Annotated in this window: 15 protein-coding genes; 4 read left to right on the top strand and 11 right to left on the bottom strand. The window is 60.7% G+C overall.

The window, feature by feature from the left end; genetic code table 11:
• Window positions 1-12: 12 nt before the first annotated feature.
• From tssL to DCN14_RS03385, 10 genes are all read right to left on the bottom strand, one after another.
• The gene (tssL, locus tag DCN14_RS03430; RefSeq protein WP_096500072.1) at window positions 13-1326 is read right to left on the bottom strand and encodes a type VI secretion system protein TssL, long form; all 1314 of its coding nucleotides are present in this window, start codon (window positions 1324-1326) and stop codon (window positions 13-15) included.
• A complete protein-coding gene (tssK, locus tag DCN14_RS03425; protein WP_096500074.1) occupies window positions 1323-2672 on the bottom strand; it encodes a type VI secretion system baseplate subunit TssK in 1350 nt (449 codons plus the stop codon). Before tssK ends, tssL begins: the two co-directional genes overlap by 4 nt.
• Window positions 2673-2677: 5 nt before the next feature.
• Window positions 2678-3223, bottom strand: coding sequence for a type VI secretion system lipoprotein TssJ (gene tssJ / locus DCN14_RS03420; RefSeq protein ID WP_096500076.1), 546 nt, complete (start codon window positions 3221-3223; stop codon window positions 2678-2680).
• Between the two features lie 118 nt (window positions 3224-3341).
• Window positions 3342-3845 (bottom strand): type VI secretion system tube protein Hcp, encoded by a 504-nt coding sequence (locus DCN14_RS03415; protein ID WP_096500078.1) that lies wholly within the window; start codon window positions 3843-3845, stop codon window positions 3342-3344.
• Between the two features lie 105 nt (window positions 3846-3950).
• Window positions 3951-5453, bottom strand: coding sequence for a type VI secretion system contractile sheath large subunit (gene tssC, locus DCN14_RS03410; RefSeq protein ID WP_162826165.1), 1503 nt, complete (start codon window positions 5451-5453; stop codon window positions 3951-3953).
• 49 nt (window positions 5454-5502) lie between these two features.
• The gene (tssB, locus tag DCN14_RS03405) at window positions 5503-6039 is read right to left on the bottom strand and encodes a type VI secretion system contractile sheath small subunit (RefSeq protein ID WP_096500082.1); all 537 of its coding nucleotides are present in this window, start codon (window positions 6037-6039) and stop codon (window positions 5503-5505) included.
• A 327-nt stretch (window positions 6040-6366) separates the two neighbouring features.
• Window positions 6367-6927 carry a fimbrial protein gene (locus DCN14_RS03400; RefSeq protein ID WP_239007867.1) on the bottom strand — a complete coding sequence of 187 codons (561 nt, stop codon included), beginning with the start codon at window positions 6925-6927 and terminating at the stop codon, window positions 6367-6369.
• A 55-nt stretch (window positions 6928-6982) separates the two neighbouring features.
• Entirely contained in the window at window positions 6983-9805 is a 2823-nt protein-coding gene (locus tag DCN14_RS03395) for a fimbria/pilus outer membrane usher protein (RefSeq protein WP_240327254.1), read from the bottom strand.
• Window positions 9786-10550: a fimbria/pilus periplasmic chaperone gene (locus tag DCN14_RS03390; protein WP_096500088.1), complete on the bottom strand. Its 765-nt coding sequence runs from the start codon at window positions 10548-10550 to the stop codon at window positions 9786-9788. The genes DCN14_RS03395 and DCN14_RS03390 overlap by 20 nt, the downstream gene beginning before the upstream one ends.
• 100 nt (window positions 10551-10650) lie before the next feature.
• On the bottom strand, window positions 10651-11178 hold the full coding sequence (locus tag DCN14_RS03385) for a fimbrial protein (protein ID WP_096500090.1): 528 nt from the start codon (window positions 11176-11178) through the stop codon (window positions 10651-10653).
• Window positions 11179-11732: 554 nt separating this feature from the next.
• Between DCN14_RS03385 and DCN14_RS38970 the strand changes: the two genes are divergently transcribed.
• Complete coding sequence (locus DCN14_RS38970) at window positions 11733-11855, top strand: hypothetical protein (RefSeq protein ID WP_275404991.1); 123 nt, start codon at window positions 11733-11735, stop codon at window positions 11853-11855.
• A 57-nt stretch (window positions 11856-11912) separates the two neighbouring features.
• A complete protein-coding gene (locus DCN14_RS03380) occupies window positions 11913-12878 on the top strand; it encodes a leucyl aminopeptidase (protein WP_096500092.1) in 966 nt (321 codons plus the stop codon).
• Between the two features lie 378 nt (window positions 12879-13256).
• Here the strand turns inward: DCN14_RS03380 and DCN14_RS03375 are convergent, their stop codons facing one another.
• Window positions 13257-13550: an H-NS histone family protein gene (locus DCN14_RS03375; RefSeq protein WP_162826164.1), complete on the bottom strand. Its 294-nt coding sequence runs from the start codon at window positions 13548-13550 to the stop codon at window positions 13257-13259.
• A 537-nt stretch (window positions 13551-14087) separates the two neighbouring features.
• Here DCN14_RS03375 and DCN14_RS03370 point away from each other — a divergent pair.
• Both DCN14_RS03370 and DCN14_RS03365 read left to right on the top strand, forming a co-directional pair.
• The gene (locus tag DCN14_RS03370; RefSeq protein ID WP_162826163.1) at window positions 14088-14816 is read left to right on the top strand and encodes a response regulator transcription factor; all 729 of its coding nucleotides are present in this window, start codon (window positions 14088-14090) and stop codon (window positions 14814-14816) included.
• Window positions 14817-14846: 30 nt separating this feature from the next.
• Window positions 14847-18242: a hybrid sensor histidine kinase/response regulator gene (locus tag DCN14_RS03365; RefSeq protein ID WP_096500098.1), complete on the top strand. Its 3396-nt coding sequence runs from the start codon at window positions 14847-14849 to the stop codon at window positions 18240-18242.
• Window positions 18243-18246: the final 4 nt, after the last annotated feature.

Genomic DNA, 18246 nt, shown 5'->3' with positions numbered 1-18246 from the left:
AAAACTTTCTCTTTATTTCTCGACGAGAATTTCCACGCGTCGATTACGGGCGCGACCATCCGCCGTGGCATTGCTCGCGACGGCCCGGGCGTCACCCTCGCCGATCGACGCAACGCGACCGGCGGATATGCCGTGCGACTTCAGAATGTCCGCGACCACCGCGGCGCGGCGCTCGGACAGCACCTGGTTGTTCGGCATTTCCCGGGTTTTGATAGGTTGATTGTCGGTATATCCGGTCACGACGATCCGGCCGTTCAACCCGGCGATCTTTTGCGCGATCTTCTCGAGAGTCGGCTCCAGTGTCGGACGGGGGGTGCTCTTGCCGGGCCGAAACATCGCGTCGCCCCTAAACACGATCGTGCCGCTCCGTGCGTTCTCGTCGACTGCCACCCAGCCGCTCGCGATTTCGTCCTTCAACAACGCGGACAGACTCAGCCGCTCGCGTACGACCGGTGCCGGCACCGGGACCGGATCGATCCGCCCAATCGCGGCGATCCCGGCCTCGACGACCTCGCGCTTCGACGAAAGCAGGAACTCGTACCGGACAAACAGCGCGAGCGCAGCAAGCGCCGCCACCCCGGCCGTCACCCGGACAGGCACCCTCCTCAGGAGACGGAACTTTCCGGGCGCCTCGCCGCGCCAGTGCGGCGAAAGATCGGAATGCGCGGTACCGCGGGCATCCCCGACCAGAACCTGCAATCTCTGGCGGATTTGTTCGAGATGACGATGGCCGTCCGCCACGACGCTGTAGCGACCTTCGAATCCGAGGCTGAGAATGTGGTACATCACCTCCAGAACATCGATGTACGTCGCCGGCTCCGCAGCCATGCGGCCGATCAGCAGGAAAAATTTCTCGCCGCCATCGACCTCGCCCTCGAACGCAACGAGCAAGCTATGCTGTGCCCAGATGCCCCGCCCCCATTGCGTACGGCTTGCCGCCTCGTCAAGCGCCGTACACAGTGCATAACGCGTTGCCGCCAAGTGTTGCCACGGCAGGCTTACCTTGTCGCAAATGCTGCCGAACGCGGTGATCTCGCGCGCAACCAGCTGACGCAGGCTGGCCGCCCCGGCCGGAGAATCCAGCGAAGCGGGCATGTCCGCCAGCATGCGCAACAACGGACGGGCGGCTTCGAGCAGCGGATTTCGGGCGGCACGCATGCGCTCGATCCGGACCTGCGGATCTTCCGGCAGATCGAACACGGCCGGATCGACGGCCGACCCCGCATCGGGAAGACGTCCAGTGGAAAAATCCGGCGGCGTCTTGTGTCGACCGCCGGGCCCTGGCTCCAGCAGGAAGTCGAAATCGCCGTACGTTTCTGTACTCATTTTTGACGCACGCCCCACAGTTCGAGTTTGAGTTCAGGGAAATGTCCGGCGACATGCATGGCCAACCCGCCGTGCCGCGCGATCTGCTCCCAGAACGGACCGGTTCTGGACAGTTCGAAATAGACGAATCCGGAATGAAACGGAATCTGCCGCGGCGGCACCGGCAACGCGACCATCGGCAAGCCCGGCAGATGCGATCGAATCAGCTCGGCAATACGATGAGGATGACTGATTTTTGTCTGGGCGAGAAATTGCTGCTGCAGCGATTCCGAGGGCATTTGTGCGCCGACGGCCAACACGAGGCTCGAATAGCCGGCAAGTTCCCCTGGCAGGACGGTCGCCGTACGAATGCCGTGCGCCTGCTCCGTGAGCATGATCGGTTGAGCGCCGCGAACCGGCACCTGATTCAGAAGATGATGTACCTCATCGACTAACGGCCTGATGCTCTCGTAAAGCCTCGCGTGCGCGTATCCGGGCGTCGCCAGCGGACGGCGCGTCTGCGGGCGCACGAACGTCGAGAGCTCGCCGGCGAAAAGGGCAAGCTCTCGATACAGATCGACAGGCGCAATTTCTTCGATCCGGCACAGGTGTTCGAGAAGCGGCTCATAGCGATTGAGTACCTGCAGCAGCAGATAGTCGCCGACTTCCGCAACCGCGCCCGCGCGCGGATCGGCTCCTGACAAGCGCAACGCAAGCGCGTCGGCACGGAGCTTGGCCAGTCCGTGCAACTGTGTCGCCCATTCGCGCAATAACGGATTTGCGCCGTAGCCTGTCACGGGCGGAATATGATCCGCATCATGCAACGACACCGAGCCGTCGGCATGCACCGCTTTCACCCGCGTCAGCGCGATACCGATCCACGACTCCGTCAGTTCCTTCTCGAGGAGCAAACGCAGGCGCAAATTCGCGAGCTGAACCGGCTTGGGCCCCTGGCCGATCGCATTGCTGTCACGCAATTCCGTCTCGTAGGCGAGATAGCGCGCATGCGAACCGCCATCGTCCTCGAACGCGGTTTCCTCGGTATGGGACAAGCGCAGCGGAACGGCGAGAAAGATCAGTTGGCCCTGATGTTCCGGTCCGATGGTCATCGGTGCGGGAGCCGGCGCAATGCCGGGGACGTCGAACGGCGTGCCGTCCGGAAACACGCCCGCGCCGGACTTGAAAGCCAGTTTGCCGAATGCCAGCGCTTCACGATCGATATCGTAGCGGCTGAACCCCCAGAAAAACGGACTCAGGGGAACACTGCGCCGATGAACCAAAGATTCGAAATACCGCTCTTGCTGCTGAAAAAGCTGAGGGCGCAAGAAAAGCCCCTCACTCCAGACAACCTTGTTATACCAACTCATCACAATTATTCTGATTTCGAAATCGAAACGACGTTCCTGTCAAACCGCACGTGCAACTGTTGTGTCTTATCAGGAATGACCGCTCTGTACCACGAAGCATCTGGAGCGACAGGCAATCGATACACGGCGCGCCAGACGGATTTCCCGAGATCGCGGTAACCCGCCAGCACGCCGATCGCCGTCGTGGCCGATGCCGACTTGCGGACCACGTCCCGCACTTCACCCGGCCTCAGGATGAACTCGTCGACGACCAGCGCATCGTTCGCGATGGCCTTCCGATCATCGCTCTGCAGCGTGAAATAGTCGGCCGTCTCGAAGGCCGTTGCGGACTTCAGCTCATAAACCTGAACCAGAATGGGCGAGGCCGCGCCCCATTCGTTCGGATTCACGCCGTCGCTTGCGGTCATTCTCAGCCGGAGATTCACCTGCTCCTTGGCGACGGGGCTCGACGCGGTGCCGCATGCACCCAACCCAGCGACCATGCTTAAAACGACCAGACCGCCGAAAATGCGCAACCCTGTCGAGAAACGTGACAAGAAGTTCGAAACCATTCGAGATAATCGGAAATATCGTGCACGCCGATCGCGACGCTTAACGTCGCGATCGGCGTTCGTGACTCAACTCAACCGAAACGGATGAATCGAGCGTGACTCAGGGTATGCCAGCGACTCAGCTGTTCGCCTTGTTTGCCTTGATGTCGTACGAGCGGGTAATCGCGGCCGCGCTCGCACCACTCTGGCTTTGCGGCGTGTACTCGTATTCGAACTTGGCAAACGACAGCCTCACTTCTTCTGCCAGGCGATCGTCCTCGTAGCGACCGTTGCTTTCCCGCTTGCCGAGCATGTTCACCGACGTAATCACAACGTCCGTCATCTTGATCTTCACGTATTCCTGTGCGTCCTTACCAGCACGACGGACGTAGAGCGTTGCCTGGTCGATGTGCTCGCCACTCGCGCACTTGACCGCCAGATTCGGCGTCGCACGATCGATGTGGTGCACAAAGATCAGGTCGTCGATCTTCGCTCGGCCGGCACCACCGCCGGTTCCGGCATGCATGTTGGACTGCTGAGACATGCTCCACTTCCAGTCCATAACTTCGATATCGTCCTTGTGCTCGCTATCCTGCGATTCGCCGATGATGCCGTTGATCTTGATGAATGCATCTGCTGCCATGAACTACTCCTTAATACAAGGTTGATTTCAAAACCACTCAATGGAATCAGGCATATTTAATGAGCGCCTGTCCGCCGCTCAATCATCCGGCAATCGGGCGCAGCATCACGCTGCGCCTTTGGCGAGCGGCAGCTTCGTGACAAGGCGGAGCGAAACCGTCAATCCTTCAAGTTGAAAATGCGGACGAAGAAAGAACTTGGCCTGGTAATAGCCCGGACTTCCCTCGACGTCCTCGACCACGACCTCGGCATCAGCCAGCGGACGACGAGCCTTGATTTCCTGAGACGAATTCACCGGATCGCCGTCGACGTAGTTCATCACCCATTTATTGAGCCATCTCTGCATTTCGTCGCGCCCGCTGAACGAGCCAACCTTGTCGCGCACGATGCACTTCAGGTAATGCGCGAAACGCGAACAGGCAAACAGGTAGGGCAGACGAGCCGAAAGATTCGCGTTCGCAGTTGCTTCGGGATCCGAATATTCGGCCGGCTTCTGCAGCGACTGCGCGCCGATGAAAGCCGCATAATCGGTATTCTTGCGATGCACCAGCGGAATGAAGCCGTTCTTCGCGAGTTCCGCCTCACGCCGGTCGGAAATCGCGATCTCGGTCGGACACTTGATGTCGATGCCGCCGTCATCCGTCGGAAATGCATGACACGGCAGGTTCTCCACGACGCCGCCGCTTTCAACACCGCGGATCAGCGTGCACCAGCCGTACTGTTTGAACGAACGGTTGATGTTGACGGCGAGTGCATAGGCCGCGTTCGACCATACATACTTACGGTGATCCGATCCGTCTGTCGCCTCTTCAAAGCCGAATTCGTCGACCGGATTCGTCTTCATGCCATACGGCAAACGCGAAAGAAAGCGCGGCATCGCCAGACCGATGTAACGCGAATCCTCGGATTGGCGAAGCGTGTTCCACGGCGTGTATTCGAGGTTCTGGGTGAAGATCTTCGTCAGGTCGCGCGGGTTCGCAAGTTCCTGCCACGAATCCATCTGCAGCACCGACGGCGCAGCACCCGTGATGAACGGCGCATGGGACGCCGCGGCGACCTTCGCGATCGATGCCAGAAGATCGACGTCCGCAGGCGTATGATCGAAGTGATAGTCGGCAACGAGACAACCGTACGGCTCCCCGCCAAGCTGACCGTATTCTTCTTCGTAGATCTGTTTGAACAACGGGCTCTGGTCCCACGTCATGCCCTTGAACCGCTTCATCGTGCGACGCATCTCTTCCTTTGACACGTCGATGAATCGGATCTTGAGCTTCTCGTCCGTTTCGGTATTGGAAACCAGATAGTGGAGACCGCGCCATGCGCTTTCCAGGCGCTGGAACTCCTCGTGATGCAGGATCAGGTTAATCTGCTCCGACAACTTTCGATCAATTTCGCCGATAATCGACTCGATGCTTTTGTATGCATCGTCGGATAGCGTCAACGACATCGACAGCGCCTGCTGCGCGAGCGTTTGAACCGCACCTTCCACGACTTCGCGCGCGCGCTCGGTCTTCGGCTTGAATTCACGCGACAGCAGCGCGTTGAATTCGGACTGACTTGCCATGCCCAGTATCGCTTCGTCACCGGTCACGGGTTGAACTTCGATCATGACTTCTCTCTCTTGATACGGTTTTATCAGCTATGGCGCACGACGATATTCAATCCTGGCTCGCCGTAGCCTCGGCGGCCTCCGCCTGCGGCTTCGGCGCCTTCGCCAGCGCCTCAAGCAGCGTCCGGTCCTTCAGCAACTGACCGACCAGGCCCTCCGCACCGGCTTTGCCGTCCATGTATGTCTGCAGGTTGGCGAGTTGCGTGCGCGCCTCGAGCAACTGGGCCAGCGCGCCGACCTTTCGGGCTACCGCGGCCGGGGAAAAGTCGTCCATGCCGTCGAACGTCATGTCGACCATCAATTGCCCGTCGTTGGTCAGCGTATTGGGCACCGAGAACGCGACGCGCGGCGCCACGGCTTTCATCCGGTCGTCGAAATTGTCGGCGTCGATATCCAGAAACTGGCGATCCCCTACGGGCGGCAGCGGCTTGGCCGGATTGCCCGACAGATCCGCCAGCACGCCCATCACGAACGGCAACTCGACTTTCTTTTCAGAGCCGTAAATTTCCACGTCGTATTCAATCTGGACGCGGGGGGCGCGGTTACGCGCTATGAATTTTTGAGAACTATTATTGGAAACGGACATGAGTGCTCCGGGACATCAATCGCTCAAAGAGGGTAGGAATGGCAACAAAACACAATAAAATTTCGCATCCTTCAATACTCAATGCTAGACAGGACGCGCCGGATCGAACATGGGCGCCGGCCCAAATCCGGATTCGAGTGGGAAAAATCCTCTCGAACACAACATTCAAATAATCTGCATACCTATATAAATAGAAAATACTTTCTACCGAGGCCTGCCGGGGCCGTCGGGCATGACGTGATGCCCGACGAAAGCGAATCGTTCGATGAGCGGCCACACCGAGGCACCGGTCCGGCACGTCGGCAAATCACGAGTCGACCGCGGAAATCAGGGCATCTCGATCACGTAGGTCACGAAGGTGCTCACCACGCCGGCTGTGGTCTTTCCCGTCGCGTAATAGCTCGCGATGAAGTTGACCGGCGTCGGATTCATCGACGTAATGGGAACGATCTGCATCGTGTTGCGATCGCCGACCTTGATCGGCGTGCCGTCGGCATTCGCCAGCTTCACCTGCACATGGGTCGCCGATGTTTCTCCGGGCACAGGTTGCGGATTCAGATGGCCGCTTGCCGGATCGGTTGACGTGCCGCTTTCGAAGTAGATACGCGCATTCGGTATCCCGCCCTCGCATCGCACCGTGAGGGTGAAAACCGTGTCGCCCGCCGTAGCGCCCGATGTCGACAGAGATTGCGTCGACACCGTCGGCAACGTCACGGTCATGTCCGGAGAGCCGACGATCTCGCACGTCGATGCAACATAGTTCCCTGTGAAATCGAGTCTCACCGAAGGCGACGACTGCGCGTCGACGACGCACGGCATGAGCAGTGCACCGGCAATTAGTCCGAGCCGCGCGCGAGACATCCGTCCGCCCTTTCCCGTGTTTTTCATTCCCCGACCTCCGCTGCCGATACCGTTTCCGGTTCCATTCCCGGGACTGCTTTCGTCAATTCGATGCATCGGCAACATCCGCTCCCGACGCATGATTCGTCGCATGCTCGACCGATCGAGGCGTAGCCGACACTGGATCGCACTCCATCGGAATCCGGGCAACGACGCCGGAAGTCTCGCGCCGGCTCGCCTCCTCGTCATCAGGCATGGCATAGGTCAGCAAGCACTGTTCATTTTCGCCGTCCCCCCAGCGGGCCTGCAGCTTCCCTTGCTTCTCGAGACCGCGCAAATAGGCAACGCCTCCCTGCCCGACAACACCGACAGACTTCCCTGATTCGTCGAACAACTCCGTCCCCATCGGCAACGCATTGCCCGTCCGGTCCGCTATATCGGCGAACACGGGCGTACCCTGAACGGTCGCGATCCGCACCCTCACGAGCGAGCCGGCCCGCGGCACGACTTCCTCGCTGGTATTGCCCAGTTCGACCTCCAGCGGCACGTCGCTCGGATCGAGCGCGATCGTGTTGATCCGGTAAGGCGTCAATGACGGCAGCACCGCGTAACCATTACGATCGATCCGCGCGCCCTGGCCGTTGATGACCCGTCCGCCCTTCGCGCCCTTCGCCTCGACGAGCGCGAAGGCCTGGCCGAGCGGCGGGCTCAGCGTCACGCCGCCGCCATGCATGACCATCGCGCCATCGGCATTGAACGCCGCCTGGCGTGTCCGGTTCCCGATCGACGCGTTGACGTTGTAGGTGCCGAAAGGTGCGCGATAGATCAGATAGCCGCCCGTGGAAGCCGTCCGGCTATCGCCCGACGCGACGCGCGATGCATTGATGCCGTAGTTGACCGGCGTCGTGCCGGTCGTATTGCCCGACGCCGAAATCTGCATCACGCTGTCGCCCTCGGAACCGCGCGACAGATTGGTCGTCAGATAGTCGAACGCACGATGCGTGTTCGCAACGCTGCTCCCCCATCCGAGAGGGATCGAGAAATTCGCGCCGATCTGCGTATCGGTACGGCCGTCCTGGATGCGTGCACGCGCTGCGTACAACGAATAGGACACACGCCGGACCATACTGTTGAAGCCGATCTGATACTGGAGGTCATAGCCGCGCTCTCCGCTCCAATAGTTTTGCGAACTGCCCGATACATAAAACGAGCTTGCCTTTCCTACCGGCTGATTGACGTTCAACTGCAGCCGGCTTCGCATCCGGTAATCGTAACGTCCCTCGATGCCCACTGCGCCGTGTCGCGCATAGATCGCATCGCGCAGACTGTAGAACCGGTCGGTCGAATAACGGTATGCCGCGACGGAAATGTTCGTCCTTACGCCCGGAACGAGCTTGCTGTAGCTTATCCGCATGCTGTAACCAGGGTGCCCGCCCGATTGAGTCGGCGCCTGCGTGCCAGCCGTCGTCACATCGAGCGCGACGGCCCCCAGCGACGTATTGAAAGCAACGCCGACCAGCCCAGCCCAGTAGCCTGCGGAAAACTGTCCACCTGCGTAACCCGTCAGCAAGTTCGTGAAGCCGCGCTGATAGACGGCCTGAACGACCCACGGATGGATGTTCGTCGTTATGTCGCGATAGGCACCGGCGACCAGACTGAAGCGCGATACGCTCGGCCTCAGCAGTTGCGGCACCGATGCGAACGGCACCAGAAAGGTTTTCTTGCGACCGTCCGACTCCGTGACCGTCACCTCGAGATCCCCGCCATAGCCGGTCGCCGGAAGATCGCTCAGCTCGAACGGACCGGGCGGCACGCTGGTCTCGGTCATCACGACATTATTCTGCCGAACCGTGACGAGTGCGTTCGTATCGGCCACCCCGCGCACAATGGGGGCGTACGCACGCATCGAATCCGGCAACATGCGATCGTCGCTGGACAGCTGAATGCCGCGCACATTGAACGAGTCGAAGACATCGCCGGTCGTTGAACTGTCACCGATCGTCAGCTGACTTTTGAGCGCGGTCACATCGTGTTGCGCGAAGAGGGCGACGCTCTGCCAGCGCATGCCTGCCGACCGGTTGTACCAGTCCGCCGTCGACCATTGCCGAAGCCTCCAGCCCATGACGTTGACGCCAGCCTGCAGACCCAGAAATACGCTGCCCAGATCCCCGCCGCCGTTGTTCTGGCGGCTCGCATAACTGGCGAGGCTATATTGCACGAAGCCTGCGTCGACTCCGCCGTCCCAGCGCGCGGGGTCGACGTATCCCGTGGCTTCCCGGCGCAACTCGATCTGAGGCACCGACAGGTCCAGCTTCAGATCGGCCGTGTTGAACATCGCGATCGAACCCGGCACGGATTCGGAAAGCGGAATGCAGCGTGACGACTGCGCGATTGCGACATCGTCGCCGGCACCTTCGAATCGCCGGGTCACGCGGCCGACATCCACGCCCAGCCGATCGAGATCCGACAGCGTGAAGCACGGTGCCGCACTCTCCGAATCCGGCACCGCCTGAAACAGAACGTCGAAGTACCCACGCCCCTTGCCGTTGACGAATACGTCAAGTGGATATTGCCCCGGACCAACGGGATTGCCATGCGTAAAACGGGAAAGATCGGCGACATCGCCCGTAAAAAACGCGGGATTGAAGATCATCGCCTTCGGGGTCTCGCCACCCTCCCCGCCGCTTCCGCTCGCCGCCTCCGACTGCGTCTCGCCAGGCATGCGCCCCTTCACCGACGTCGACTCGGGGAACTCGGCAATCTCGTCCGCACCGGCCTGGAATGCCCAGCACCCCATCGCGACGATCGCCGCCCGGGCCATCGAGTGCGCCCGGAAAGGCACGCGCCCCCGTTCCGCCCAACCATCCTCACCACTACCTTGCACACCGCACATGCTGCCGCCAAACCTATTGGTTACCCTTCTCATCCACTGTCCCGGCACGCCCCATCTGTGCCGAGTCGCTCACTTCAGCGCCAAAATCGTTCAGGACCGTATAAGAAACGCTCGCCGCCGATTCGACATCGAGCTTGCCCGCCTGAGGAACGAAATCGACGTAGCCGAACGGAGGCGCCATATCGGGCTTCAGTGCGACGACTTTCCCGCCGCCGTCATTCAGTTCGACCTTGCCGAACGAGACGTAATAGGGCGACGGGTTTTCAAGCCGCAAAACACGCTCGCCTCCATCATTCGACGTAACGTGCCACTTGAGCCGATCGCGCGCCGCAGTCGGGTCCGACTGAAGCGAGGCCGGCCGGTAGAACATCTTGATCCGCGTACGAAACGCGAACTGAATCATGTTGCGACCATCCACGACTTTCGGCTTGGGAGGAATTTCAAGCACGTTCAACCAGTAGACCGACTCCCGGTCCATCGGCATGTCGCCACCGGTAAACATGATGCGCATCGCCTGCCCCCTGCGAGGCTCGACGCGAAACACCGACGGCAACAGCGCGAACGGCACCTTGATCTTGTTCGGCGCAGCGGAAACATCGCCTTCGTCCAACCATGCCTGAACCAGGGCCGGCTGATCCGCGGAATTATTGATGCGAACGCTGACCTCCCGACTCTGAGCGGGATAAATGACGCGCGTGCCGGTAATCGTGACAGCCGCCTGCGCCGCCCCGACCACACAGCAGACCGCCGTAGCAATGGCGAAAATATAAGACTTCATTGAATGCACACGAATCGATTTCATAGCCGGCCGCCCGACGCGGAGTCGGGCCATCCCCTCATGACGAAAAGAACAGCCCGATCACCCCTAACGCCGAACGTTACTGATAGGCCAACGTATAGTTAACGACAGCCATCACATCGCCGGGCGTGGTCTGGCCGGTCGCAAAGTACTGACCGCCGTAGCTCATCTTCGCGGCACCACCCGAGATCGCGACGGGCGCACCCGAGCTACCGAGCAGAATCGGCGTCGTGCCATCCCGATCCAGCAGCTGCACTTGCACCAGACCCGCCGCAGTTGCCGTCGGCGCTTGGTTCGTCGCATTACGCGTATCCGGGTCCATATGGGCGGTTTCGAAGTGAGCCGCCACCAGGTTCAGACCAGCCGGACATTCCGAAACGGAAATATCGAACATCGTGGAGCCGGCCGTCTGACCTGCCGCAGTCAGAGACTGCGTGGAGATCTGCGGCAACGTGACGACCTTGTCTTCGTCGCCCGCGTTGATCTTGCAGGTCTCCTGAATAAGCTTACCGTTGAACGTAACCTTACCCGTACCCTCTGCAAAAGCCGCCGGTGCAACGGAGATTCCCGCCACCATGAACATCAACCCCATGACTTGCGCCTTCATCAATTTAACTCCTCTTTTCACATGATTCACGTACACAGCCCTTCGCGAAACCTCATGCATCCCGGCTCGCAAAGGTGGGCACATTCTGTCACCCGCCCCTCTCTCCGTTAATGGGCGATCACCCAAATTGAAGAACAATCGGCGCCCCATCCGGAACGCGTGGCCGTCATGTCCTGTCGATGAATCGCAAAGAAAGCGGATCGAAGACCCGACATCGCCGACGTCTTCGTCAATGTCGACAACGGGAACAGTCGGCGTCCATGTTTCGGCAAATCTCCATACAGCCAATGACCCAACGCAAAGCAGGCCGATACTTATTTCGCGTGCCCCTGCCATCCGCGTCGACACATCCGTGACCGGCGCCCGGCGCCATTTATATGGCTCGCCCGCGTTCAGCGATATTTGCATGCGCCTTTTTCAATGCATTGCACGCGATCAATCTGCTCATTAGTATCGACGGTGATTGCTCATCTGCCGGAAAGATCATGGGCAATAGGTGCGGAAATGGTTTCCGCATATTCGCGTGAAATGGTGTTCATCATGGGAGAGTTGACATGCAGGAAAACCAGCAGATCGATTTGCTCGACTGGATGCAGGAAGACACGCACCCCGAGGCCATCGACATGATGGTCGAGGATGCCGTGGTGCCGTTCGGCACCGCGCTCTGGGCAGTCTGATCAGGCCGCTCTTCGTCGTGGAAGGGCCACGGCCCTTCCGCCTCTTCCGGAGTCCCTATGCTGAACCTGCACACCGCGCTCAGCTTTCATCCCGCGCTACGCGCTTCGCTCGCACGCGGCAAAGCGAAAACACTGCTGATCGGCTATGACCTGCGCAATCGCGATATCGCGCTGCGGGCGTTTTCCGCACTTCCCGCGCCGCTCGACGCACGCTTTCTCTGCCTCGACAACACGCCGCCGGCCGACATCGTCACTGCACTGGAACACGCCGATTTGTTCGTGCTGCTATACGATTCGTCGTGCCTGCCGACGCCGTCTCCGGGCGGGCCGCCGTTTCTCGCCGCGATCCGCCCCACGATCACCACGCATTGGAACAAGTCGGTGCTATTCAAGGATTATGGTCGGCATCTCGACGAGGCGTTCGCCGAACCGCTCGGCGACATCGCCGCACGCAATCGCCGGCTGATCGACGCGGCAGGGCGCGCCTCGCGAATCCGCTTTATCGACGAGGCCGGCAATCCTCTGACGGGGTCGCTCGTGCCGTTCCAGAAATGGACGAGCGTAGACGGGATGGGCAACCTCGATGTCGTACCCGGTGAAATCGCGACGCATGTGAACGACCTGCACGGGTCGATCGTATTCAGTGGCACCTTTCTCGGCACCGCGCCCTTCGCCATCAAGTACAAGGTCACGAAGCAGCTCGCGACTCTGCATATCGAGCACAGCACGATCGTCGACTTCGATAGCGACGATGCGGGATTCGCGCGGGATTTCGCGTCCTACCTCGACCGGCATGCGAATCACCGCCGGATCGAGGAGTTCGGCATCGGTACGAATCTCGGGATCAAGCGCCTGTACGGTCGCAATGCCGGTTTCGAGGAGCGGCATCCCGGCCTGCATCTCGGGCTCGGCGGCGGTAAACCGGGTAGCCACCACCTCGACCTGATTTTTTCCGCCGGCGCAATCGAACTCGACGATACGATCGTGTTCGCCGACGGCCGTTTTCATTTCGAGGACCAATGATACGTTCGATATTCGGCGTAGCCGCCGATACTTCGATTGAAGCCGTCATCACCGAGGCTGCGCACAATTCGCGTGCAGCGTGGCTGCCGGCTCGCTACAGGGCCTTCGATACGTTCCTGCTCGCGCTACGCGGCACCGCTCGATCGCGAATACACCGCGTTGACCGGCGAAGTCGCTTTACCGCTCCCCGCATTTCGACGCAGCGTGTTCGATGAGGCTCGGCATTCGCCTCGATTTCTCGGGCGCTCGAATATGTCCGGCGGCCGGACGCGGCATCGCGCCCGACCGCCTTCTCCATCCTCGCGGCACCCGGGCCACAGCCCCCGAGCGACACCGCGTGCGTCGTTGCGCCCGAGCCGGCGACGCGCGCTGGTCGAGTCAATCCTGCTCCAGTAAATAGGCCTCGCGGGGCTGGTCGCGAATCCATTGCGGCGCGCGGCCGCGTCCGCACCAGGTCTCGCCGGTTCTCGGATTGAAATATTTCTGACGCACCGAGAACAGCTTCGTGCGCGAGGTACTGCCGAAGCCGAATACTTCCCGCGGCGTAAACCCCTGCCTCGTAATCATTTCGCGCACGTTGGCCAGCGCCATGGCACGCTCGGCACGACATATCGCCTCGATTTTCTCATCGAGGGCTTCAAGCTCGCGAAGAAGCGATTGCAGTTCGGTCATTTCTCCTCCCTCTAGAATCAAGATCGACTGCGGACATTTTTCCCGCTCCGCCCGTCGATCCTCCCAAAATACTTTGCATCCGTTCCGGTCCGGGCAAGGCGGTTTCGTCATCTTAAGATCTGCGCCGCGCCACCTCATTCAGCCGAATCCCAAATGCCGCCGGCCCAAAGCCGATCCCGTCCTCGGAAACGGCCCGCACGACGTGCAAACCCGTCATGGCCGTCGAATCTTCGCGCGCTCCACACCGACGCTCAAACAATGACAAAGAATCCTCAACGGAGTTGAGCCGAATACCCGGAAACAAGCCACGGCCTATCGATCGACGAGGCATCAGCCTATTTGCGAGCGGCCCGAATCCTCAAATAATGTTCGATTGCAACCGGTTCCACCTTCCCGCGAAGGACGCCGCCACATGCCTCTTTTCAGATTTCTTCAATGATCGTTGATATGCACTGCGGCCTCTCGAACAATGCGAGCCTAATCCGCTGGATGTCGGCATCTTCGCGGTTAACATCAACCCATTGCCAAGAGCCTTCCATGGAATCCCGGGATTTTGAAGAATTTCGTATAACTGATGAGAAAACACGCGAGCGCGGCGCCGCCAGACACTCAGGCGACATCGGGTCCCCAATCCGGATCATCATTGCCGACGACCATCCCGTCGTCACACGCGGCGTCCGCTACGTACTCGAACAATCGTCCGCGCTTCAAATCGTCGGTGAAGTTCATACAGTCTCGGAGATCATGCGGCAGCTTGAACAGCAGGCATGCGACGTTCTGGTATGCGACTACTCGTTCGACGACGATCCGGAACCCGACGGTCTCAGAATGATCGAGCGGATCAGGCGCACGCATCCGGACGTCAGAATCGTTCTGCTCACCATGCTCGACGACCAATACCTGCTGAGGCACATCATTCAGCGCGGCGTATCCGCATTCCTGAGCAAAACGAGCAACGATCTGTACGAACTGCCGCGCATCATCTTCAGCGTGGTACGAGGCAAGACCCATATCGATACGCAGATCGCGAGCTCGTTCCTGTTCAGCATGCTCGAAAAGCCGCTGCGCGCACCGACGCGTGAAGCGCTTTCCGCGCGAGAACTCGAGGTCGTCAGACTCTATGAAGAAGGCATGACGGTCGCCGACATCGCAACGCGGCTGAATCGCAGCCGGAAAACCATCACCACTCAGAAAGCCAGTGCGATGAAGAAGCTCGGCGTCTCGACCAATCAGGCATTGGTCGACGCCGTCAGAAAGATCCTCTGACGCACGCCTGCCAGACAGCGCTTGACGACCATGCTTGCCCTGCTTACCCGGATGCTTCTCCTCCCGATCGCGCGTGTCAGGCGCGACGGGCGGCATGCGCACGAGATTACCGGCGCCTATCAACGCACTATCCTGTACGGTGGCGCGGCCATGCTGACCATCGCGATATTCATCGCGATCGCCGTTTCCGTCAATGCACGCATAGACCGTTTCATCGACGATCAGCGCAGCACCTTCGTCAATCAGCGCAATAACGTGCAGGCGGCCGTTCAACTCGCGGAATCCCATCTTCAAGGCATCGTGCTGCAACACGAAGGTCGCGAATCGTGGCATGTCAACGCCAACACGATGCACCCGCTGCTCGACAAGTACGCGGGGCTGCTCGCACGCGACCACGGCATGACCGTCACGAAAGGCGACCTCGCCGCATTGCCCTATACGCTTGTCTCGGCCGACGCCAATTACTTTCGCACGAATGCGGCGCGAATCGTGAGCCTCGTGCATGCCGCGTCGCTGTCGCCCGGCGTCCGCGCGACCGCCAGAGGCGTAAAGAAAGGAAACTTCGTCTTCGACACCGAGGCGCGCATCTTTGCGTTCTATCCCGCGTTCGACGCAATTACAGCCCTAAGCAAGCATCCATACGAGGAAAGACATGCGCTCGCAATGGCGGAAACCGCCGACATTCGCGAGGCGCTCGCCAAACAGCACGCTCCCATCGCGTGGACCAGGCCGCATCGCTCACCGTTGACCGGAGAGCAAACGATTCAATACGGCGCGTTCATCAAGGACGACAACAAACACGTCGCCGTTTTCGGGTACGACATCAAGCTTGCCGACTTCTCGTCGTTCTTTCTCGACGACCAGTTCACCGCGCCGGGGTTTCTCCTGCTTTCAAGCGACAGCGCCACCGTCTTGGCCGGCGGCGCCGAGAACGATCTCGCGCTCAACGACACGGCGCGACTCGCCGTGCCGTCGGCAACGGCCGATCAACCGAAAATCTATCGGACGCACGATACGTTCCTGATCGCCCAACGCATTCGCGGCCCCGAATGGGTCGCCGTCTACACGTTCGACTGGTCGACCATCCTGCTCGGATTGCACGGCGAATTGGCGGTTATCGCCTTGACCGCGACCGCCGTGATGGTCCTGCTTTGGGGATTCGTCCTCGCGTTCGATAAATCCGTGCTGACACCCATGCAACGCAAGATGGGGCGCGTATACGAAAGCGAGGCATTCAACCGGACCATCGTCGGGATGGCCCCGATCGGACTGTGCGTGCTGGACGCGAATACGCACGAAATCGTGTTGCAGAACGTGATCGCAAGCAAGTTGCTGGCCCATTCCCCGGAAGCAGCCCAGACGTTCTATCGCTCGCTCGCTCGAGAATATCGGGGCGCCGTTCGCACATCGCCGCTTGCCAAGGGAACCGTGATGCGTAGCGAAATCGTTGTCGGCGCGAGCGGCGGCAAGCCGGTCACCATCGGAACCACCTTCGTCGCCACGCGATACGACGAACGGGACGTGATTCTGTGCGGACTCGTCGACGTCAGCCGGGACAGGGAAATGCAGCGGCTGTTGCTTTCGGCGAAGTGCGATGCAGAAGCAGCCAATAATGCGAAATCGATGTTCCTCGCCACCATGAGTCACGAAATTCGCACGCCGCTACATGCCGCTCTAGGCAACCTCGAACTGCTTTCGATGCAGGCACTGACGCCCCCGCAACACATGCTGGTCGACACGATCGGCAAATCGTTCGGTGCGCTGCGCCGGCTGCTGAACGACGTTCTCGACTTCTCCAAGATCGAGGCCGGCGAACTACGGCTGGAGCATGTTGCTTTCGATCCGACCGAGCTGGCCGAAACCTGCGCGCAGGCGATCTCGCCGTCGCTGACCGCCAAAGGCGTGCAGCTGCAACTGCTTACGGATACGTCGCTGCCCGCGCGCGTGATCTCGGATTCTTCGCGACTGCAGCAGATCGTCATGAATCTGCTCGACAATGCGGCAAAGTTCACCTCGGCCGGCCGCGTCGCATTGGAAATGACGCTCTCCCGAGCCGGCAATCGGAGCCTACTTTGCGTGCACGTGATCGACTCCGGCATCGGTATTTCCGCAAAGGATCAGAAACGGCTCTTCCAGCCTTTCGCGCAGGTGGGCGAATCGACCGCGACGCGATTCGGCGGCACGGGCCTGGGGCTGTCGCTATGCAGGCGGTTGACCAGTCTGATGGGAGGCGACATCCGGGTCGCGAGCACGCCGGGCGTCGGCACCACATTTTCCATCGAGATACCCGTCGTCGTGCCGGCGTCTCCGGCAGCCGTGCCGCGCGACGCAACGTCGATTCTCGCGCTTTCCGTGCTGCTGTGCTGCGGCGACGACGCGTGGCGCGACGCGCTGCTTTCGCGGCTGGCGAGCTGGGGCGTCGCCGCCGAAACCGTAACGCCGGCCGCCTTGCCCAATACGGACGGCCGGGGTCGCATTCTGCTCTATGCGCATGCCGGCAGCGACATCGCCGGCGTCGATCGGCAATCGATACGGAGGTCGCGAGATTGCGGTCTCGCGGGTATCGTCCTGCTATCGGACGCCTATCCGCTTGCGCCCGAACCGCGGGACGAAGGCATTGCGGTCTCGTCCCTCTCCCGCGCGGCACTTCGTCTGGCGCTCGCGACGGCAACCGGCATCGCCCCCCCGCCGCCTCGCCGCTCGAGCGCGCCGAGCCCGGTTCGCGCGCGGCACGCTCGTCTACTGGTCGTCGAGGACGACGACGTCGCCCGGACGTTACTGATAACACAGCTCGGTACGCTCGGCTTCCATGACGTCGACGACGTTTCGAACGGTGTCGACGCAATCGAATGCTGCCGGCATCACCGTTATGATCTGATTCTCACCGATCTGAACATGCCGGACATGTGCGGCACCGAATTGCTGACACGCCTGCGACAGATCAACGTGGCAACACCCGTGGCGCTCGTCAGCGCAAGCGTTCCGCTCATCGCCGGCGCTCAGCCGGCATCGGACGATTTTGCCGCGATCGTCGAGAAGCCGCTGTCGATCGAGCAACTCGCCGCGCTGCTCGTCAGGCTGCTCCCCGTCGACCGCCAGGCGCACGATCGCCGCGCCATGCATCGAGCTACCCATGCCGCGGCACCGCGCGCGATCCTGCCGGAAAGGGAACTGTGGAAAACGTTCGCCGCGTGCTGGCCGGCCGACCGCGCCGTCGTCCGGGACAAAGCGGCAGCAAACGATGTCGACGCCGTCCTGCGGCGCGTTCACAAGATCAAGGGGGCGTTGCGCGTGCTCCGGGAAGACGCGCTCGCGGATCTGCTGGGCGAAATCGAGCATGTCGCGCGCACCGAAGGACTGGCAGTCGCCATGCGACTCTGGGCGCGCGCCGAAGCCACGCTGACGGCACGAGTCGACGCACTGTGACCCG

Origin of the sequence: Burkholderia sp. IDO3 (genome assembly GCF_003366075.1) — a bacterium.
In the GTDB taxonomy this organism is placed as follows: domain Bacteria; phylum Pseudomonadota; class Gammaproteobacteria; order Burkholderiales; family Burkholderiaceae; genus Burkholderia; species Burkholderia anthina.
The sequence above is the reverse complement of the archived record's forward strand: the minus strand, read 5'-3'. Positions and strand labels throughout refer to the sequence as shown.